Annotated in this window: 13 protein-coding genes; 9 read left to right on the forward strand and 4 right to left on the reverse strand. The window is 59.5% G+C overall.

Annotation, left to right across the window (positions count from 1 at the left end; translation table 11 throughout):
- Positions 1-112: 112 nt before the first annotated feature.
- On the forward strand, positions 113-874 hold the full coding sequence (locus QP978_RS06565; RefSeq protein WP_049193380.1) for an SDR family oxidoreductase: 762 nt from the start codon (positions 113-115) through the stop codon (positions 872-874).
- Positions 875-898: 24 nt separating this feature from the next.
- Entirely contained in the window at positions 899-1,630 is a 732-nt protein-coding gene (locus QP978_RS06570; protein ID WP_016421787.1) for an SDR family oxidoreductase, read from the forward strand.
- 82 nt (positions 1,631-1,712) lie between these two features.
- On the opposite strand, the gene QP978_RS06575 is transcribed toward QP978_RS06570, so the two are convergent.
- Together QP978_RS06575 and QP978_RS06580 are read right to left on the reverse strand one after the other, a co-directional pair.
- Complete coding sequence (locus tag QP978_RS06575; protein ID WP_016421788.1) at positions 1,713-3,410, reverse strand: AMP-binding protein; 1,698 nt, start codon at positions 3,408-3,410, stop codon at positions 1,713-1,715.
- A 539-nt stretch (positions 3,411-3,949) separates the two neighbouring features.
- A complete protein-coding gene (locus tag QP978_RS06580; protein ID WP_042389021.1) occupies positions 3,950-4,795 on the reverse strand; it encodes an HNH endonuclease family protein in 846 nt (281 codons plus the stop codon).
- 326 nt (positions 4,796-5,121) lie between these two features.
- Here QP978_RS06580 and gltB point away from each other — a divergent pair, with 326 nt between their 5' ends.
- Both gltB and QP978_RS06590 read left to right on the forward strand, forming a co-directional pair.
- Positions 5,122-9,744, forward strand: coding sequence for a glutamate synthase large subunit (gene gltB, locus QP978_RS06585; RefSeq protein WP_070602275.1), 4,623 nt, complete (start codon positions 5,122-5,124; stop codon positions 9,742-9,744).
- Complete coding sequence (locus QP978_RS06590) at positions 9,737-11,278, forward strand: glutamate synthase subunit beta (RefSeq protein WP_147719276.1); 1,542 nt, start codon at positions 9,737-9,739, stop codon at positions 11,276-11,278. The genes gltB and QP978_RS06590 overlap by 8 nt, the downstream gene beginning before the upstream one ends.
- Positions 11,279-11,286: 8 nt before the next feature.
- Here QP978_RS06590 and QP978_RS06595 read toward each other — a convergent pair whose 3' ends face one another.
- Both QP978_RS06595 and QP978_RS06600 read right to left on the reverse strand, forming a co-directional pair.
- Positions 11,287-13,854 carry a multicopper oxidase domain-containing protein gene (locus QP978_RS06595; protein WP_284856989.1) on the reverse strand — a complete coding sequence of 856 codons (2,568 nt, stop codon included), beginning with the start codon at positions 13,852-13,854 and terminating at the stop codon, positions 11,287-11,289.
- Positions 13,855-13,986: 132 nt separating this feature from the next.
- Positions 13,987-14,139: a hypothetical protein gene (locus QP978_RS06600; RefSeq protein ID WP_155877870.1), complete on the reverse strand. Its 153-nt coding sequence runs from the start codon at positions 14,137-14,139 to the stop codon at positions 13,987-13,989.
- Positions 14,140-14,505: 366 nt separating this feature from the next.
- Between QP978_RS06600 and QP978_RS06605 the strand changes: the two genes are divergently transcribed.
- From QP978_RS06605 to QP978_RS06625, 5 genes are read left to right on the forward strand one after another with little or no spacing between them, the layout of a single operon-like run.
- Positions 14,506-16,392 carry a polysaccharide biosynthesis protein gene (locus QP978_RS06605; protein WP_070547016.1) on the forward strand — a complete coding sequence of 629 codons (1,887 nt, stop codon included), beginning with the start codon at positions 14,506-14,508 and terminating at the stop codon, positions 16,390-16,392.
- A 9-nt stretch (positions 16,393-16,401) separates the two neighbouring features.
- Entirely contained in the window at positions 16,402-17,646 is a 1,245-nt protein-coding gene (locus QP978_RS06610) for a lipopolysaccharide biosynthesis protein (RefSeq protein WP_147719273.1), read from the forward strand.
- A gap of 3 nt (positions 17,647-17,649) precedes the next feature.
- Complete coding sequence (locus tag QP978_RS06615) at positions 17,650-18,840, forward strand: glycosyltransferase family 4 protein (protein ID WP_187400642.1); 1,191 nt, start codon at positions 17,650-17,652, stop codon at positions 18,838-18,840.
- Positions 18,840-20,018, forward strand: coding sequence for a DegT/DnrJ/EryC1/StrS family aminotransferase (locus QP978_RS06620; protein ID WP_284856990.1), 1,179 nt, complete (start codon positions 18,840-18,842; stop codon positions 20,016-20,018). The genes QP978_RS06615 and QP978_RS06620 overlap by 1 nt, the downstream gene beginning before the upstream one ends.
- Positions 20,015-21,571, forward strand: a complete 1,557-nt coding sequence (locus QP978_RS06625) for an O-antigen ligase family protein (RefSeq protein WP_284856991.1) — start codon at positions 20,015-20,017, stop codon at positions 21,569-21,571. The genes QP978_RS06620 and QP978_RS06625 overlap by 4 nt, the downstream gene beginning before the upstream one ends.
- The last annotated feature ends 2 nt before the right edge of the window (positions 21,572-21,573 follow it).

Genomic DNA, 21,573 nt, shown 5'->3' on the forward strand with positions numbered 1-21,573 from the left:
GTTTCACGTGGAACATCAGGTGTAAAGCACACGCAGTCTTCGGCGCAGGAGGGTGTCGTATGACTACAGTCGGGGATATTAGTAGACGCATGTAGCAAGGAGTTGAGCCCCCATGACCTCTGAAACTTCAACTAATGGCAAGAAAGTAGCTGTAGTTACCGGTGCTTCTTCCGGTATTGGTGCAGCCACTGCCAAGCAGTTCGCAGCTGAAGGTTTCCGCGTTGTGCTGGGAGCCCGCCGCGAGGACAAGCTGGAGGCTGTCGCGGAGGAGATTCGCGCTGCCGGTGGTGAAGCGACGGTCTACAAGGTTGACGTCACCTCTGACGCCGATGTGGCGGCGCTGGCTAAGGCCGAACCGCGCGTCGACGTGCTGGTTAACAACGCCGGTGGCGCCTGGGGCATGGAATCGGTTGAAGGCGCTGTCGAGGAAAAGTGGCGCTGGATGTACGAGGTCAACGTGCTGGGCACCCTGCGCGTCACCCGCGCGCTGCTGCCCGCATTGAAGTCCACTAGCGGCATTGTGCTCACCGTCGGCTCGATTGCCGGCCGTCAGGTCTACACCGGCGGCGCCGGTTACAACGCAGCCAAGCACGCTGAGCGCGCGCTGGTGGAAGTCCTGCGTCAAGAGGTTGCTGCCGATGGCGTGCGCGTCACCGAAATCGATCCGGGGCGCGTCCACACCGACTTCTCACTCGTGCGTTTCGACGGCGACGAGACCAAGGCCGCAGCGGTCTACGATGGCGTTGAGTCGCTGACCGCCGATGATGTTGCCGACATCATTGTGTTCGCGGCCACCCGTCCGAAGCGCGTCAACATTGACTTCCTGCAGGTGACCCCCATCGACCAGGTGGGCGGCGCGAAGCCGAAGAAGTAAACCGACTACATAGAGGAGCCGTACATGAGCATCGATATTGCCGCTGACACCAAGATTGCCCTGGTCACGGGTGCAAGCCGTGGTATTGGCCTGGCGGTCGCCAAGGATCTCTCCCGTGACCACCATGTCATTGTGGGCGCTACCAGTGCTGAGTCTGCCGAGAAGGTGGCGTCGCAGTTGCCGTCGGCAAGCGTATTCGTTGCTGATCTGGGTGATACCGACGCCGTAAACGCGGAAGTGGCAAAGCTGTTGGAGGCGCTCGGTGGGCGCGGGCTGGATGTGCTCGTGCACTCGGCGGGCGTGTACGTCGATGGGGACGTGGCGGAGGTTTCGCGTGCGGACTGGTCGCGAATTATGGACATCAACGTCGTCGCCGTCGCCGACCTGACACGCCAGCTGCTGCCAGCGCTGCGCAAGGCGGAGGGCACGCTGGTGACAATCAACTCGGGCTCGGGATTTCGCGCTTCAGCTGGTACTTCGCCGTATGCGGCGTCGAAGTTCGCGCTGCGGGCCTTCACCGATGCGCTGCGCGAGGAAGAGCGTGGCGCGGTACGAGTCAGCTCCGTGCACCCCGGGCGCGTCGATACCGATATGCAGGTTCAGCTGCAGTCGAATTGGCACCGCGATGATGCGGATTGGCGTTACGACGGCACGAAGTTCATGCGGCCTGAATCAATCGCAGCCGCGGTACGTCTGGCCGTTGATACCGGAGCGGATGCCAACGTGGATGAAATCCAGGTGCGCCCGCGCGGATAGCCGTGTAAAAGGTAGCGGAAATAAGCAAAAAGTGTGCCCACCAGGCGGATAGCCGGTGGGCACACTTTCGTGTACAGGCTTCTTACTGAGCGTCCAGATTCAGGCGCTCGTGCATTGCCTTGACCTCGCGCGGGACAACCTTGCCGATGGCGTTGCGCGGCAGGGAGTCGACGAAGAAGACGCGGTCCGGAGTGGAGTGCTCGGCCAGAGTTTCGCGGACGTACTCGCGCAGCATGTCCTCGGTGAGGTTCTTGCCGGCCTCATTGTCCTCGCGGACAACGTAGAGGAACAGGTCAGCGAAAATCTCGTCGTTTTCGTTGCTGCCGTGGCAGAAGACATCGGCGATACCCGGCACCGGGCCCAGAATTTCTTCGACCTCGCGTGGGAAGACGTTCTCGCCGCCCTTGATCACCATGTCGTCGGAGCGACCACAGATGTACAGGTAGCCGTCCTGGTCGATACGGCCGAGGTCACCAATCTGGAACAGGCCATCGACGGTGGTGAACTTGTCCTTCTTGTTCAGGTAACCGATGAAGGAGAGCTCCTGAGCGGTGTGGATCATGCCAACCTCACCCGGCTCGACTTCCTTGCCGTCGTCACCCAGGATGCGAACCTTGGCGCCAATTGCCGGGCGACCTGCGGAGTCCGGGCGGGCTGCGAGGTCCGCGCCGGATGCGATGGAGCACAGGCCGGCCTCGGTGGAGCCGTAGAAGTTACAGATAACCGGACCGAAGCGGTGAGTCAGCGCGGAGACGAGCCAGCCCGGGATGGCGTTACCAGAGGAGACAATGAAGCGGAACGGGCCAATCTTGCGGTTCGGCTCCTCATCCAGAACATCCTTGATCTGGCGCAGGAAGAAGGCCGCGGAAATCATGCCGTTACAGCCGTACTGTTCACACTGGTCAACAGCCTTCTTCGGGTCGAAGACACGCATGGTGACAATGGTGGAGCCGGTAGCCATGCCAATCAGCACATTTGCCCAGCCCCAGGCGTGGAACATGGATGCGGACTGGTGAATGACCATGTTGCGGCGCCACGGAATACGATCGGCGATTGCACCCACGGTTGCCGGTGTCTTGGGCTCATTGCGCAGGACACCCTTCGGGATGCCGGTGGTGCCGGAGGACATGATGATGATGCGTCCCTGCTCCGGCTTCGGATCTAGCTTGGCGTTCGATGTACGACCTTCTTCAATGAGGTCTTCCATGAACACGAAGTTCTTGCCCGCGTTCTTGCGGGTCTCCGGCTTGGTCACGGAGGTAATAACGACGGTGACATCGTCGAGGTCTTCTGGCAGGTTGCCCAGGAACTCGTCATCGACGAACAGGAACTTGGCCTTATTCTGGTCAACGACACCGCGAATCTGAGTCGGGCCGGAGCCGATGTTCATCAGCATAATTTCGGAGCCGATGAATCCCTTGATGGCCATCGGCAGGATGATGCCGCGGCCGTTGCGTGCGATAACGCCGAAGCTGGACTTCTGGGTCATGCCACGGTCCATCAAGGCGCGAGCCAGGGCGTGAGAGTTGTCAAGCAGCTGAGAATAGGTGAGTTCACCGTCATCGTCGACAAGGGCGAGGCGATCCGGGTAGCGCAGCGCACTCATGGAAATCAGGCTGGCGACGGAGAACTTCAGGCGACGCAGGTAATCGAGAATCTTCGGCGCCGTCTTCGGAGTCATGTACAGGGCACCAGTACGCAGGAGTGGTGGAATCGACTGGGCAAAAGCCTTGATTTGGAGCCCAAGTGGTACTTCCGGAGCCTTCATTTCAGCTGCCATGGGTGAGAATCCTCCAAGATGATGGACAAGCGATTAATAGCGCCAAGCGACTCTTTAGTCACACTGACACCATCAGTCACGGTAGTGCGATTTTGTAACAACCAGACTTTAACAAACCTGTGCCGCGTCAAAAAGTAGTTTCCACGAAGAAAAGTAAAAAATACGCAGTCGGCGTGCGCAATGCTTTACGACGGGTACCTTTTCGCGTACGGGCTAGAGGATACAGTGTTATCAAACAGTTATAAACCGACAGAAAGCAGTGAATATAACGAAATGATAACACTGCGGTAACGAATTCAATTCTGATATTGACGTATATAACTCTATGAACCCAGGGGTTTTCGGTTGGTTTGTTTGACGGGGCGGGCAGTAGCTGAATGGCGGTCGCCCCCAGAAATTAGGGGGCTAGGAATCTTCAGAAAAATAGAAATGTTCGCGACTAGGAGGGGCGGAGGTTGCGAACACGTAGCTAAATAGGTGGCATATTCGCCGGCTTGAGCCTCGGTGTGTGGCATCGGTGAGCGCCGGAGGAAGTTGCCCTAATTCAGGGTTAGGGCGGCAAGTGCGGGCTCATCCTCTGGTGTGCAGGTAGAGAGCCAACGGTCGATGGCATCGTACTCCGCCTGTGTGAGCCACAGGTGGTATTTCTGTTTTACTGCCACCTGGCGAGCGACATACTGGCAGCGAAATGGCTTATTGGCGGGTACCCAGGATGCGGCATCGCTATCCCGCTTCTGTTGATTGGCGGGGCCATCGACGGCCAAGAGGTTGAGGGGGTCATTGGCAAAGTCCTGCCGAACCTCGGGCGGGAGTTGCTGTGCCCCCTTTTGCCAGGCGTCGCTTAAGGCTACGACATGGTCGATTTGAACGGCAGAAGAGGTATCGCGGCCACGCTGGAACTCAATCATCGTGCCGGTATAGGGATCCAGTAATTGCCCTGAAAGCACGACGCAATCGTGGCTATTTGGTTTGTACTCCTTATTAATAAGGTCACGATTCAAAATATCGTTTCGCGTGTCACATCCGTTGTGCCCAAACTCGGCAGAGACGTCGTCACTCCAACGTTGTCCGAACTCATCGCGCGCATAGCCGGTTTTCGGTGCGCGCCCTTTTACCTCCAGCTGTTTGAGGGCGCTACGGATGCCGTCGATAGGCGATGTGCCGGGCGCTGGGGTGTCCGGGGCGGCGGGGGTGTGGGGCGCTTCGGGAATCTCGGGCGCGGGTTCCTCTGGCTCGGGCGTAAATGCGGGTGCCGGTGCCGGGCTGTATGACTGGCTCTCTGGAGTGGGGGCTGTGGGGGCCGTGCAGCCGCTGAGGATTGTCGCTGCGCCGATAAGGAGGGCGAGGCCCTGCAGTGGCGAGCGGAAACGACGGTTGGCGAGCATGGAGCTAACCATAGCGGTGGGGGCGGATTGGGTATGGAGGGAGGTTTGCTAAAGAATCGAACAATTGTGCGTAGTTAGCGGGGGTGGTAGCTCGATTAGGGGGTTATGGCGTTAAAGCGGGTAGTAAAAGCCCGGTTTTAGTCGAACGGGAAGGGTGTTCTAGCTCCTTCGGGGGTGGGTAAATATAGCAATTTCCCTAAATACGTATTGCAATACGCCTAGATGAATGTGCATTGTTAAAACAGTTGGAAATATAGATAACCCGTGTCCCCCAATTGGCACATTGCACCTACAAGGGGAAAACAGCCATGACAGCTAAGACAGCCATGACTCTGACCGAAACAGCGACCACATTGCCTCGTGGTCCTCAGAGGGAAGGTCTCTACCACCCGTCGAACGAACATGATGCGTGTGGCGTGGCCTTTGTTGCCGACATTTACGGTCGCCAGACCCATGACATTGTGGAAAAGGGCATCCAGGCACTGGTCAACCTCGACCACCGCGGTGCCGCCGGCGCTGAGAAGACCACCGGCGACGGTGCCGGCATTCTCATTCAGGTTCCGGATGCCTACTACCGTGCTGAGCTGAGCAAGGAAGGCGTCATTTTGCCGCCGGCTGGCACCTACGCCACCGGTATTGCGTTCCTGCCGCAGTCGCGCATGGCCACCCTTGATGCCATCCGGGCTATTGAAGACATCTGCGCCGAAGAGGGCATCGAGATCTTGGCATGGCGCGATGTGCCGATTAACGCTGACGGGCTTGGCCAGATGGCTCGCCAGGCTATGCCGGTGCTGCGTCAGCTCTTCGTTACCGCGAAGAACTACGAGGGTCGCCAGCTCAGCGATATCGATCTCGACCGCAAGATGTTCTTCCTGCGTAAGCGCTGCGAGCGTGAGCTGGGTGAACAGGGCGCTGGCGAGGGCTCTGGTGGCGACACCGTGTACTTCCCGTCGCTGTCCAGCCGCACGATCGTCTACAAGGGCATGCTGACTACTCCGCAGCTGAAGGATTTCTACCTTGACCTGCAGCAGAAGGAAGTCACTTCCGCGCTCGCCATCGTGCACTCACGCTTTTCCACGAACACTTTCCCGTCCTGGCCGCTGGCACACCCGTACCGCTACGTCGCTCACAATGGCGAAATCAACACCGTGCGCGGCAACGAGAACTGGATGCGCGCCCGCGAGTCGCTAATTCGCTCTGGCAAGCTGGGCAACATCGACCGCGCGCTGCCGGTGTGCGACCCCAACGGTTCTGACACTGCGCGTTTCGACGAGGCCCTGGAGTTACTGCATCTCGGTGGTCGTAGTCTCCCGCATGCGGTCATGATGATGGTTCCGCAGGCCTGGGAGCACGACGACAATCTCAGCCCGCAGGTTCGCGCGTTCTACGAGTACCACGCCTGCCTGATGGAGCCGTGGGACGGCCCCGCTGCCATCTGCTTTACCGACGGCCAGGTCATCGGTGCCACCCTGGATCGCAATGGTCTGCGCCCGGGGCGCATCTGGGTGACCGACGAGGGCCTGGTGGTGATGGCCTCCGAAGCTGGTGTCCTGGATATCCCGCCGGAGCAGATTGTGCAGCGCACGCGCGTGCAGCCGGGGCGCATGTTCCTGGTGGACATGAAGGCCGGTCGCATTATTGAGGACAAGGAGATTAAGTCCACGCTGGCCGCCACCGGGCCATACGAGGAATGGATCAAAGAGGGCCTGGTCGACATCACCGACCTGCCACGAGAGCGCTACCAGTACATGCCGCATGCCCGCGCGGTGTTACGACAGCGCGTCTTCGGCATCACCGAAGAAGACGTTGACCTCATCATCCGCCCGATGGCACTCACCGGCGCGGAGGGCCTGGGTTCGATGGGCTCAGACACGCCGATTGCGGCACTGTCCAACCGCCCTCGCATGCTGTTCGACTTCTTCTCGCAGCGGTTCGCGCAGGTTACCAACCCGCCGTTGGACTCGCTGCGCGAAAAGTCCATCACCAGCATGAATACGTTGCTGGGTGCAGAGACCAACATCCTGGAGCCCACCGCCGATGCCGCCCGTCGCATCCGGCTTGAGCATCCAATCCTGGACAACCACGACTTTGTCACCCTGTGCCAGGCGGGCAAGAACGAGGAGTACTCCGAGTTCCGTGCCGAGGTCATCTCTGGCCTGTACCCGGTCGCCCGCGGTGGCCGTGGCCTGCGCAACGCTATCCGTCGTGTTCGCCGTGAGGTCTCTGAGGCCATTGACCGTGGTGCCCGACTGATTGTGCTGTCTGACCGTGAGTCCAACGAGCGCTTTGCCCCCATCCCGTCGCTGCTGCTGACCTCCGCGGTCCACCACCACCTGGTGGAGGAGCGCACTCGCACGCGCGCCAGCCTCATCATTGAGGCTGGCGACGCCCGCGAGGTGCACCACATGGCCATGCTGCTGGGCTTTGGTGCCGATGCCATTAACCCATACATGACTTTCGAAACCATCGATGAGCTGCGCATGAAGGACCAGCTCGGAGCTCTGACGTTGGATCAGGCCTGCTCGAACTACTGCAAGGCTGCCTCCAAGGGCGTGCTGAAGGTCATGTCCAAGATGGGTATCGCCTCACTGCAGTCCTACCGTGGCGCTCAGCTGGCCGACACCGTCGGTCTGTCGCAGGAGTTCCTGGACGAGTACTTCACCGGCGCTGTTTCTCCGCTGGAAGGTATTGGTCTCGACGAGGTCGCAGAAGATGTTGCCGCCCGTCACCGCAGCGCATTCCTGCCGCGTCCGGAAGAGCAGGCACACCGTGAGCTGGATCTCGGCGGCGAGTACAAGTGGCGTCGCGAAGGCGAGTACCACCTATTCAACCCAGAGACAATCTACACGCTGCAGCATGCGACCCGCACTGGTCAGTACGCGGTCTTCCGCGACTACACCAACAAGGTTGATGAGCAGACCAAGCAGCTGGCAACTCTGCGCGGCATGCTCGAGTTCGCCTCAGATCGCGAGCCGATCGACATTGAAGAGGTCGAACCGGTCTCGAGCATCGTCAAGCGTTTCTCCACCGGCGCAATGAGCTATGGCTCCATCTCTGCGGAGGCACATGAGACGCTGGCCATCGCTATGAATCGCCTGGGCGCCATGTCCAACTCCGGCGAGGGCGGCGAGGACCCAGACCGTTTCGAAATGGAGGCCAACGGCGACTGGAAACGCTCTGCCATCAAGCAGGTCGCATCGGGCCGCTTCGGTGTGACCAGCCACTACCTGTCCAACTGCACCGACATCCAGATCAAGATGGCCCAGGGTGCAAAGCCCGGCGAGGGTGGCCAGTTGCCACCGAACAAGGTCTACCCGTGGATCGCGGAAGTCCGCATCACCACCCCGGGCGTGGGTCTGATCTCGCCGCCACCGCACCACGACATCTACTCAATCGAGGATCTGGCACAGCTCATCTACGACCTCAAGAACGCCAATCCGCGCGCCCGCATTCACGTCAAGCTCGTCTCCGAGCAGGGCGTGGGCACCGTCGCCGCTGGTGTCTCGAAGGCGCATGCCGACGTCGTGCTGATCTCCGGCCACGATGGCGGCACTGGTGCCTCGCCACTGACCAGTCTCAAGCACGCCGGCGGTCCGTGGGAGCTGGGGCTCGCTGAAACCCAGCAGACCCTGATGCTCAACGGGCTGCGCGACCGCATCCGCGTGCAGTGCGATGGCCAGCTCAAGACCGGTCGTGATGTCGTGGTCGCGATGTTGCTGGGTGCTGAGGAGTTTGGTTTTGCCACCGCTCCGCTGGTGGTTGAGGGCTGCGTCATGATGCGCGTCTGCCACCTGGACACCTGTCCAGTCGGTATTGCCACCCAGAATCCGAAGTTGCGGAGCAAGTTCACCGGCCGTGCCGAGCACGTGGTCAACTTCTTCACCTTTATTGCCCAGCAGGTCCGTGAATACCTCGCTGAGCTGGGTTTCCGCACCATCGATGAAGCGGTCGGACATGCCGAGTGCCTGCGTCCGCGCAAGGATCTGGGCAACCTTCCGCGCGTCGCAAAGCTTGACCTGGAGCGAATCCTGCACGTTGCCGAAAGCCCCTTCTTTGCGGACCAGGATTCCTACTGCACGAAGGCGCAGGACCACGGCCTTGAGGGCGCGTTGGACGAGCGCCTCATCGACGAAGCGCAGCCCGCGCTGCGTACGGCGCGCGCGAATGGGCTGGCGCCGACACCGGTATCGCTGCACCATGCCATCAGCAATGTGAACCGTTCCGTGGGCACGCGCCTGGGGTATGAAGTCACCAAAGTCGCAGGTAAGCAGGGGCTTGCCGACGACTCCATCGTCGTCAACCTGCTCGGTTCCGCCGGTAACTCGCTGGGTGCGTTCCTGCCGGCCGGTGTGACCATCAAGCTGGAGGGCGATGCCAACGACTTCGTCGGCAAGGGCCTGTGCGGTGGCAAGATTGTGGTTCGACCTTCACGTTCGGCCCCGCCGACCGCGGATGTGGCTACCGACACCATTGCCGGCAATGTCATTGGTTTTGGTGCCACCAGCGGTGAGATCTTCGTCCGCGGCACTGTCGGTGAGCGCTTCTGCGTGCGTAACTCCGGTGCTACGGCCGTGGTCGAGGGCATCGGTAACCACGGTTGCGAGTACATGACCGGTGGCCGCGTCGTAGTGGCGGGCCCGGTCGGTCACAACTTCGGCGCCGGTATGAGTGGCGGTATCGCTTACCTGCTGGATAACGAGGCGACGCGGGCGAACATCAACACCGAGCTGGTCGATATTGTGCCGCTCGATGATGAGGACATCAGCTGGTTGGAGGCCACGCTGTCGAAGCACCGCAAGCTCACGGGTTCTAAGACTCGGTTCCCGGCTGCACAGTTCATCAAAATCATGCCGCGTGATTACGCCCGAATTCTCGACGTAGTCGCGAAGGCAAAGGACAACGACGCTGACATCAACGAAGCAATCATGGAGGCAGTAACCAATGGCTGATCCGAAGGGTTTCATGAAATTCCAGCGCGAAGAGCCTGCTCATCGCCCGGTTCCGCTGCGTCTGATGGACTGGAAAGAGGTCTATGAGGAGGCTAGCAACGAGCAGGTGCAACAGCAGGCGACCCGCTGTATGGACTGTGGCGTGCCGTTTTGTCACTCGGCCTGCCCGCTGGGCAACATCATTCCGGAGTGGAATGACCTGGTTCGTCAGAACCGCTGGCACGAGGCTTTCGAGCGCTTGCACGCCACCAACAACTTCCCCGAGTGGACCGGTCGCCTGTGCCCGGCTCCGTGCGAGGGCGGTTGTGTGCTCGGCATCAACGACGATGCCGTGACCATTAAGAACATCGAGTTGGCTATCGTTGAACGCGGCTTCGATGAGGGCTGGGTGCAGCCGATTGTGCCGACTTTCGACACTGGCCAGCACATTGCTGTCATCGGCTCCGGTCCGGCGGGTCTTGCTGCAGCACAGCAGCTCACTCGCGCCGGGCATGATGTCACGGTTTTCGAGCGCGACGACAAGATTGGTGGTCTGATGCGCTACGGCGTTCCGGACTACAAGATGGAGCAGCGCTTCCTCGACCGCCGTCTTGAGCAGATGGAAATCGAGGGCACCGAGTTCCGCACCAACATCTCACCGACAGCAGCTGACCTGGCCGATTTCGATGCAGTGGTCCTAGCTACCGGCGCGTCGCTGGCTCGCGACCTGCCCGTCGATGGCCGTGATCTGGAGGGTATTCACCAGGCTATGGAGTACCTGCCGGGAGCCAACCGCGTTGCCGCAGGCGAGCTCGACATCCCGCCGATTGATGCCAAAGGTAAGAAGGTTGTCGTCATCGGTGGTGGCGACACCGGCATTGACTGCTTCGGTACCGCGCTGCGCCAGGGAGCGGCGTCCGTCACGCAGTTCGATATTCGCCCCCGTGCACCGAAGTCCCGTGCGGCGTCGACTCCGTGGCCGATGTACCCGCTGGTCTGGCGCGTGGCGACTGCTCACGAAGAAGGTGAGTACACCATCACCGGTTCCGAACCGCCAGAGGTTACCGAGGCGCTCGGCCTTAACGCTCGCGTCACCGGCGAGACCCTGGGCAAGCGCGTCTTCAACGTCAACACCGTCTCCTTCCACGGCGAGGACGGTCACGTGACCGGCCTGTCCGCCAACGAGGTCGAGGTCATCGATGGCAAGCGTGTGCCTATGGAGGATACGGATTTCGAACTCGATGCCGACCTAGTTCTCATCGCGCTGGGCTTCTCCGGTCCGGAGCGCGGTGGTCTGTCGCATGAGCTGGGGATTCAGTTCAACGATCGCGGTGTGATGATGCGTGACGACGACTACCTCGCCGTGCGCAGCGACATCGAGCAGAACTTCGACGGTCCCGTGTTCGTGGCCGGTGACAATGGCCGTGGTGCCAGTTTGATTGTGTGGGCTATCGCCGAAGGCCGCGCCTGCGCCGAGGCCGTGGACCAGTACCTGATGGGCGAGTCCAACTTGCCTCGCGCGGTGGAGCCAGAAGACGCTCCAATTAAGTTGTAAACCCTGGTTTAGTTCACCACTATGTTGCCGCGTGCCCCCATTTCGGCATGCACCATCTGGTGGTCAACAAAGCGGTACGTGCCTGGCTCCGGGAATTCGGCCTCAACATAACCGCCCTGCGCGGCACCGAGGTCAAGGGCTTGGGCACCGCCCACGCCGTCGTCAAGCAAAAGCGCGCCCTCCTTGTACACGCGATGGAACTGCGTGCCGACGATATGGAAGCTCGTGCCCTTGTTGGGGCCGGCGGCAAGTACCCAGAAACGTACCGTCTCACCTGCGCGAATGCGAATTGGGTGGGTGAGATACTGGTCGGGGTAGCCGTTGAACTTGTAGATATCGGGGTCCTCGGCCATGGTCTTGTCGGCGTCGGGGCCGTCCTCGCCCCAGTAGCTTTCCGACTGCACCAGAAGAACCTCGTGGTCAACATCAGTGAGATTCGGTGGGTCGATGATGACGGCACCGTGCATACCGGCAGCGATGTGCATGGACATGGGCATGGTTGCGCAGTGGTACATCCAGATGCCCGCGCGGTCAGCACGGAAGCGGTACTCAAGCTTCTCACCAGGGGCGATGTCGCGCATTGGCTCGTCCGGCGAAACAATGCCGGCGTGAAAGTCGATGGAGTGACTCATGGTGCCGTCATTAATGAGCGTGACGACGAACTCGTCGCCCACCTTGCCGCGCAAAGTTGGCCCCAGCGGTTTGCCGTTGAATACCCAATGCTGCTGCTCGACGCCAGGGGCAGCGTAGCCGGTGAACTCGCTGGCTCGCAGCGTGACGTGGTGAACCGTGGCGTCCTCGGCGGGCGTCAACATTGGATTGATGGTGGGGGAGTCCGGACCGGGCTGTTCGCCGACATTCCCGAGTGCGCCTGGCGTTGCGTGGTCGGAGTGGCCGCTGTTCCCGGTGCGGTGTGAATGATTCGAGCCACCTGCATTGACCGTGAGCGTCATGCCCATCTGGCGGTGGCCAGCAATGGTGCACCAGCCGTCAATGTCACCGGGAACAACCGGCACTTCAATGGTGGCGGAGTTGCCAGGGGCGACACGTCCGGTGTCCTCGCCGGTGGCCAAGCGCAGATCGTGGACCTGGGAATCAGCGTTGACCATGGTGATGACCAGTCGGTCGCCGGGGTTCGCCTCTATAACGTTCGGGGTATAGGTCATATCGTTGGCAGTAACCGTCACCTCGACGGTTTCTCCGGTGGGCGCAACATCGCTGGTGGTTTCAATGCTTCCCGTACCGCCACCGCCACCGCTCAGCGCAACGCCGACGGTTACTACCAGGCCCAATACAGCCAGAGCAGCGGTAGTTTGAGCACCGAGTCGACGTGCAGTTGCGTGCAGTTCGACCGGGTTCCGCGTTGCTTCCTTGTTGGCCCGTGCCTTCTGACTCTCTCTTAACGCACCAATCTGAGCCTTCGCGGCACGGCCGACAAGTGGCAGATAAGACACCAAGGCAAGGGAGACCAGCGCGGAGACCGCCACCTTGGTCCACGACGGCAGTGGTAGCAGCCACAGTGCCAGACCAATATTGATGGTCGACCAGCGGAATGCGCCCGCACGGTCAAGTTCCTTCATACCTGCTGAGACTGGACCAGCACCTCCGCCGATGGTTGCGGGCAGGAGTTGGCTCATCATGCCGATAAGCAACTGAGCGCCGAAACCGATTACCAGCGGCAGCGTGAGGGTTGAGATTACGAAGCCGTCGTCAAGCGCCTTGACTGTGGCGACTGCGAGTGTGCCGATTAGCCATACGATGGCGGCCGCGACAGACAGCGCCGGGTAGCTGAGACGGTCGCGCGGGTCTTTAGCGACAGTCATGACGTTGTGTGCCCACGGGATGGCGGCTATGACCCAGCCGATAGTGATAATGCCAAGGCCGACCGAGGCGATCCAGTTGAAGCTGGTCAGTGCACCGATCGCGGTAACTGCGATACCTATGAGCTGTACTGCTAGTGCCAGCTTCGGGCGGGAATGCGGCGACATCTGGGTTCGCCACAGCGCTGGGAACATGGTGATGAGCGTGCCGCAGGCCGCGAGCCCGAGGAAGCCAATGAGGTTGACGGCTTCGTGTGCCAATAGGAGGTCGTCGTGAAGCGCTTTGCCCTTCGGAGATGCGAGGATGGCGCCGAGTGCAGCGCCGATGGGCAGTAGGCATGCCGACGCGACGTAGTGCGCAACGGAGATGGCGAATGGCCGATCGCGCTTCGCTACCAGGTCGCGTCCGAGGGAAATCGCATGCCATGCGACGGCGACGCCGACGACCGTCGCGCCGGTGGTGGTCACTGGCCACCAGTCACCGAGCTTGCCGACGACCGTTGCGACAATACCTACGTTGAGCAGGTAAATATTTGCCAACTGAATCTTCCGATTGCCAACGGGCACGTCGATTTTCAGTAGCTTTTCGGTGAAGTGGCGGCCCCAGATGAGGATGGAGTTGGTGACGGCGCCGAGGGTAAAGAGATGCACCAACAGCCAACGGCCATCGGCGACGAAAGGGTGAATGAGTGCTGCCACAATGATGGAGGCGAACCACCAGCGCACTGGCATACCGGCCTTGCGATGCCAAGACATGCGGCGCTTCTTGCCAGGCTTAGTAGGCGGTTTGGTTGTGGGGGATTGGGGTTCTGGTGTGGCGTGCGACGACATATATCAATAATACGCATACTGGGTGCGCATTTAATATGGGCGCATGTAAGAGTGCTTTTATTTGGTCGGGTCTTCGCCGTTTTTGTGGGCCTGCCAGAACTGTGTGGTCTTCTGTGTCTGACCCATCCGGTTTTGAATCAGCATCAGGGTAGTAAGGAAGGGCTTCCGGGTGATGAAAGCGCGTGCCCGACGCGTTGATGATGTGCTCACGGGGAAGTGTAACCCTTTTGTCAAAAACGATTGTTTGAGTATTCACGCAAATACTTCCTTGAATAAACATCTCAATAAAGAGGTGATCGTGCATTAATTGCAATCGTCAGGAAGTGGTTACGTTAGAAGCTAGTTTGTACAGCTAGTTAGATGAATGTAAACAGATTGAAGCTTCAGTAAACAGTTGGTGAAACGTTGTTTTACCAGGGAGAATGATGAGTGGTAAAGGTGGCTTTTTGGCTACCCGAACGATGGGGTAGCCCTTTGTAGTAGGGGGCTGTAAATGTAGTTCATATCGCATAGTATGCCAAGCCTGTGGAACGCATTGTGCGTAAGAAAATTTAACCAGCAGTAAAAGGCATAAGAATGTTTATCCGAGACTGGAAGCAGCTCGCCTGGTGCGTATTTGACGTACTCGCCTGGCTGATTGCGCTGTCCGCCGCTAACGGAATCGTCCGCGGTGAATTGGTATCTTTCTCTGAAATATCAGGCACTAATTTTTTGGTTGTCGCTGTCGCCGTGGCCGTCATCGTCCTGCTCGGCCTGCTGCTCGGGGAGTACACCAACCCGCAACGCGTATGGCCCGGCAGTCGAACTGAAGATATTGTTCTGCTGAGCATCAGCATGGGCGGTGCTACCGCAGCCACTGGCTTGGCTCAAATCCTGAAGACCTTCCCGGAAATTGCGTGGTACGTTCCGTTCGCCGGTGGCTGTGTCGCAACTTTGGCAAGTATCTATACCCGAACTCTCGCTCGCTGGATTACCAACAACTTTGGCTCCCGTCAGACGGATGACCGCTTGATCGTTCTCGGTGCAGGCCGTCGAGCCAAGTTCTTTATTAACAGCCTTACGGATTCCGGTATCTCCCGTGAGAACCGCTTCCACTTGGTTGGAATCGTCGATCCCAAAGAAAGCCGCGAGAACCATATTTCTCGTATCCATGGTCTCCGCGTGATTCGTGGAATTGATCAGCTGGGTGAGCTCGCATCGCGCACTTCGGCGCAGTCGGTCATCATTGCTACTGATGAGCCACTGTCCACTGAGTGCATCAACGTCCTCAACCACATTTGTGAGGAATCGTCCCTGCGCCTGCTCATTCTGCCGCCGGTGGAGGAGTATTCGCGCCACCGTGGTGCTGTCGCTACCTCGCAGGTGCGCGAAATTAACATCGCCGACCTCATTGGCCGTCAGCCTCTGCACCTGGATGAATCCAAGGTCGCTTCCATAATCCGCGGTAAGAAGGTGCTGGTCACCGGCGCTGGAGGTTCTATCGGTTCCGAAATCTGCCGACAGGTTCACCGCTTTGAGCCGGCAGAACTGATTATGCTGGATCGCGATGAGGGCGGCTTGCATGCCACGCAGCTGTCGCTGACGGGTTCGGCGCTTCTCGACGGCTCCGATACCGTCCTGGCTGATATCCGTGACGCGGAAATGCTGACGCAAATCTTCACCGAGCGCAAGCCCGATGTTGTCTACCATGCTGCAGCTCTCAAGCACCTGCCGCTGCTGGAGAGCTACCCTGCAGAAGCAGTTCAAACCAATGTCATCGGAACTCAGAACGTCCTGGATGCAGCGGCTGGGGCCAACGTTTCAACCGTTATTAATATTTCCACGGACAAGGCTGCGAACCCGGCCTCGATTCTGGGTGAATCCAAGCGCGCTGCGGAACGTCTGACTGCGCACATGGGGAAAACTCACGAAGGTGTCTGGGCATCTGTCCGCTTCGGTAACGTGTTTGGCTCGCGCGGTTCAGTCATTACGACTTTCCAGCGTCAGATTGAAGAGGGCGGCCCGGTGACGGTGACGCATCCTGACGTTCAGCGCTACTTCATGACCATTCCGGAGGCATCGCAGCTGGTGCTGCAGGCTACCGTTATTGCAGAGTCCGGTGAGACTCTGGTGCTGGAGATGGGTAAGCCGGTCAAGATTGCTGAGCTGGCGGAGAACTTGATCAGGCTCCATGACGCAGACGTAGAGATTGTCTACACGGGCCTTCGCGAAGGTGAGAAAATCTCCGAAGACTTGGTTGATGACCGCGAGGTTCCCAAGATCGGTGATCGTCATCCGCTAATCACTGAGGTACGTGTTGAGCCGGAACGGCTGAATTCGCGGATTCTCCCGTGCACACATAATCACGATGCTGCACGTCGTTGGCTTGCAGAGCACGGTGGGGCGCAAAGCAGTATTGAGGCGCATCCCACCGGTGCACAATCACTTGCAACCGTTAGTGCGAAAGCAAAAAAGTTAGGATGACTCCCCACCGTGACAACTACCAGCTCCTCTAACTCCGGGCAGCTGGCGCAAAGAGTTCGAACAGTTGCGACGATTTCGGCAGCTTCAGCGCTCGCCGCAGTCGTCGCCTTTGTGGTCAGTATTCTTTCCGCGCGAGTGCTGGGGCCCGCTGGTCGAGGCGAGGTCGCTACCGTTTTGCAGTTCGCCTATATTGTGGCGCCATTCGTCGGCTTTGGGGCCGATCGGCTTTTGCTGCGCCGCGATGATTACGACCACGGTCTCATTCCGAGTGGTTACGCCATGACCGTGGTCGCTCTGATTGCCTGCGCCATCGCAGGAGTCGTCTACGGACCGTGGACGGCAATGGCCGGCGTCGTCGCCTTGGTTACCGTGTCATTTTCCATGGTTCGTGCGATGGCCATCAGCCGCCATCGAGTGTCCTTCTTCGTCGCAGTATTCGTCGGCTTCCAGGGCTCAGTACTGCTGATTAGCGCTGCGCTATATGTCGCCGGAGTCGAAGACTGGCGCTGGTGGGCTGCAGCCTATATCTTCCCGGCACTGCCACTGGCAATCTGGTCGCTAGCGAAGTCACGCAAACACACCGATTCCCGTGTTGGCGGAGTGGTAGAGACGGCTCGAACAAATGCCCCATTCATCGCATCGGGCCTGGGGCCGCTGACGACGACACGCTTGGGTCGCGTTTTGCTGCCGGCGCTGGCCTCACCGGCGTCGTTAGGTCTTTTCGTAGTCGTGGCGACGGCGACGGAACCGCTGTACTGGATCGCGCAGTCTGTCGCCGATCAGCGCACCAGCGACCAGAGGGGTCGCGAACTCACCCCATCTCGTGTGCTCCGACATCTTGGCATAGTCACTGCAGCGTACGGCGCACTTGGTGCGCTCGGTGGGGTGGCACTCTACTTCCTCATCGTGCCGGTATTCGGCCATGAGTTTGAGCCTGCCCGGGAGTTGGTGCTGCCACTGACTATCGCGGCCGTGGTGCTCGGCTGCTACCGACACCTGTGCGGTGAAATTCTCGGCAGCGACAATCCCCGTCGAATTGGCCGAGTGGAGCTCATTTCCGCCGTTATCGCTGTCATTTGTTACCCGATTGGCATTCTTCTCGGAGATGCCCTCGGTCTCGCGTGGACCAGCGCAGTTGTCTATTTTGCAGCAGCCGTGGTCGCGGTAGTGGCGCTAATGCGGCCAACCGGAGGCCAGAAGAATCCATCAACTACCACCGAAGAACTCCCCGTCGACGTAATCGAGGAAGCCTAAACAATGCGAATCACTTATATCCACCAGCACTTTGTTCTCCCCGGTGAGCCGGGTGGTTCCCGACCGTACGAGTTCGCCCGCCGAATGGCCGCTGCAGGCCACGAGGTGACAATGATCTGTGGTCGCGATGAGGCCATGGATAAAACGGTTGATGGCATCCACGTGCGTCGTCTAGCGATTCCGTACCGCAATGAAATGTCGAAGCGCGAGCGCATTGTCAGTTTCTTGAACTTCCTGGTGCGCGCCTCCGCGGTCGCTGCCCGTGTGCCTGCCGACGTGATTTACGCGTCCTCGACCCCGCTGACTGTGGCGGTTCCGGGAATCGTGGCGAAGTTTACCCAGCGTGCGCCGTTGGTGGCGGAGATCCGTGACCTGTGGCCAGAGGTGCCGATCAAGTTGGGCTACCTCAATAATCCGGTGGCAATTTTCTTGGCCAAGCAGCTGGAGAAGGCATTTTATGCGGCATCGAGCGAGGTCGTGGCGCTGTCGCCGTCGATGGCCGATGGCGTCAAAGAGGTCGCTCCGAAGAAGCGCGTGACCGTCATTCCGAATGCGTCGGACTTTGAGCGTTTTGATGTCCCGGCCGAGCAGCGCGCAGCTTTCCGCAAGGATCAGGGCTGGGGCGATGACGTGGTGGCTGTCTATGCCGGTGGTTTTGGTATGTCCTACCAACTGGAGTGGCTTGTGGATATGGCGGCGCAGCTGCGTCGTGATGGCGTGGAGAATGTGCGCTTTGTCCTGCTGGGGCAGGGAAGCGACTCGGATGCGTTGTACCAGCGCGCCGAGAACGCTGGCCTCGATGCCGATGCGATGTTCCTTGGCCGTCAGCCGAAGGAAGATGTCGCCAAGTACGTGTCTGCCGCCGATATCGCGCTATCGCCGCTGCGTGATGACCCCTGCCTGGAGGGCAACTCCCTGAACAAGGTCTTCGATGCCATGGCCGCATCGCGTCCGGTGGTGTTCAACCACGGTGGCTGGCTGGAGGAAGCCGCAACCGAGCACGATGCCGGTTGGCGTCTCTCGCGCGATATTCCGGCCGCAGCCAAGCGATTCGCTGAGATCATCTCCGACCGCGATGAGATGCGCGCAGCGGGACAGCGAAATCGCGAACTGGGTGAGAAGCGTTTTGCCCGTGACAGCCTGTACTCCCAGCTCATCGAGGTACTCAACCGCGTCCGAAAGGTGCAGAAGTAATGACTAACGCCGACGCTAACAAGCCCAATGAGCGGATCTTTCTTTCGCTCGCGACAGTCACCGAAGCAGAAGAACAGGCTGTCGTTCGCGCACTCCACTCTGGTTGGGTGGCTCCGTTGGGACCCGAGGTAGACGCGTTTGAAGCGGAGATTGCCAAGCGCTGCGGTGTTGAGCACGCGCTCGCGCTGTCTTCCGGCACCGCTGGCCTGCACTTGGCGCTGCTCGCGCTGGGGATCGGTGAAGGTGACTACATTCCGGTTTCCACCATGACCTTCGCGGCCACGACCAACGCCATCGCTTACGTTGGCGCTACGCCGGTGTTTGTCGATGCGGCAGAGGACGGAAACATCGACCCTGAGCTGCTGCTCCGCACCGTCGATGAGCTGCTCACCGAGGGCAAGAGCGTTCCCGCCGTGATGATTGTGGACCTCTTTGGCCGCTGCGCCGATTACCCGGCCTTCGCGCCACGCCTGGAAGAACTCGGCATCGCGCTCATCGAGGACGCCGCCGAGGCGCTCGGTGCCAGCGTCCATGGTCAGCCGGCCGGCAGTTTCGGCCGTGCCGCCGCGCTGTCTTTCAACGGCAACAAAATCATGACCACCTCCGGCGGTGGCATGCTGCTGTCCGATGATGCCGATCTCATCGCTCGCGCGCGCTACCTGTCCACCCAGGCGCGTCAGCCCGTCGCTTGGTACGAACACACCGAAATCGGCTACAACTACCGACTTTCCAATCTCCTTGCCGCACTGGGGCGGGCGCAGCACTCGCGTCTGGACGGCATGATTGCTCGCCGCCGCCAGATTCGCGATGCGTACATCGATTTGCTCGCCTCGCTTGACGACGATGCCCCTGGCAAAGGTACTCGCTTGCTCTCTGACTCCGACGAGCGTTTCACCGAGAACTGCTGGCTGACCTCAATTGTGCTGCCACAGGAGGCCGTCGATAAGGGCGTGCTGACCCCGGACAGCGTGATTGCAGCGCTGGGTGAGGCCAACATTGAGGCTCGTCACCTGTGGAAGCCGATGCACCTGCAGCCGGTATACGAGGGCGCACGAGCCAGCATCAACGGCACCGCTGAGAATCTTTTCTCCCGCGGCATTACTCTTCCTAGTGGTCCGGCGCTGGACGATGACGACGTCGCGCGGGTGATAGGTGTTTTGAAGGAAGTGCTGGGATGACTTCTACAGAGGTAGCAGGAGAAACTGTAAAACAGCGAAAACCAATACTGCAGTCGCTGTTTATTGTGGTGGCCGCGGGAATGTTTGCTGGTGTCCTCTACGTTGGCGACACGACGATGAAGGACGTCTCTTCGGCGCTTCCTGATCTCTCTCTTGCATTGCCGATTTTGGTGATCGTTGCAATCCTTACCGCCATCGGCACCCCAGAAGCGCAGCGCCAGAGTTGCCTGAAGGCGATGAAAGGCGCTGGCAATGTAAAGCAGTGGCCGATGGCCGTGTGGGCATTAGTGGCTTTCTATGCCTGGTTGTTCTGGATGATGCTGTCCGGACTGTGGGCCCCCGAAGCTGCCGAAGTTGCTCCTGTCGTTACTGCGTTGATAACGCTTGGGCTCATCGCCACGATGTCAGCAATACTGTTCTATTTGCATCCTCAGGCACTGGTATGGCTGTGGTTAGCAGTAGCCATTTGCTCGCTTATTTTTCTCTACGGTGGCATTACTGGTCCGAAATATGTCGGGCGCATGACGGCGTTCGGCGGTGGACCGAATGTCTTTGCCCGTTTCATGCTGTACGGCATCGCGGCAGCTGTGTTTTTCATGCTGTGGCGTAAGTTCATGTGGGCAGTTCTCTTGTTCGCTGCACCATTTGCTTACGGTCTCGTTGCGTCGGGAAGCCGCGGTGTACTGGTTGCTACCACCGTGGTAGTCCTCTTTACCGCAATAGCTGTGTTTTTTCACTGGGGTTGGAAGTGGGCGACTGTTTTTTACGTCGCAGTCGCCGCAGCGGTCGCGTATGGATACTCGCGGTTCATCGCAGGTACCGAGATTGAAGAATACTTTAAGACGCGCTTTATCCAATTGACCTTCGAAAAAGAACATGATTCCGGACGCGGTTATCTCCATGATGAAGCTTTCCGAATCATGAGTGAACACCGCATCTTTGGTGGAGGCCTGCATAGCTTCGTTGTGCTGTCGACACCGAGGTCTTCACGTCCACTGGAGCATCCGCACAATATCTTCTACACAGTCGGATCTGAAGCGGGTGTCATAGGTATCGGCCTGTTTGTGATTGTGCTGGTTGTGCTGGCAATCGCCTGTCGCCACCTATTCAAGTTTCTTCAAGCTGGTCTGACCGCAGCTGTGGCGTTAGCGGTTCTTGTGGCACAGGTTTTTTCCGGCTACTACTACGATTCCCGTTCGCTATGGCTATTTGGCTTTGCAGCAGCATTTACAATGCTGAGCCTACGGCGCAAGGCCGCAGCATCGGCAGAACCAGAGCTGGAGCCGCAACCAGAACCCGCAGCCGAGCCCGAACCAGTCATGGTCACCGATACCGCGGAGCCGGTTGTGCCGGAGCCGGAGCCAGCGGTGGCCGTCGTCAAGCAAAGTGCGTCTGACAACAAGAACGACAACAAGAAACTGCGCGTTGCGGCAGCGTCGTTTGCCGCGGCCGGTGCAGTGGGTGCGATCGGATGGCTGGTCAGGAACCGTTCCAATGCGGAAGTCGATGCGCGTGCCGAAAAGCTTCTGCGCGAAATGTTCAACGAAAAGTAGGA

This window comes from Corynebacterium sp. MSK035, assembly GCF_030232615.1.
Classification (GTDB): domain Bacteria; phylum Actinomycetota; class Actinomycetes; order Mycobacteriales; family Mycobacteriaceae; genus Corynebacterium; species Corynebacterium jeikeium_D.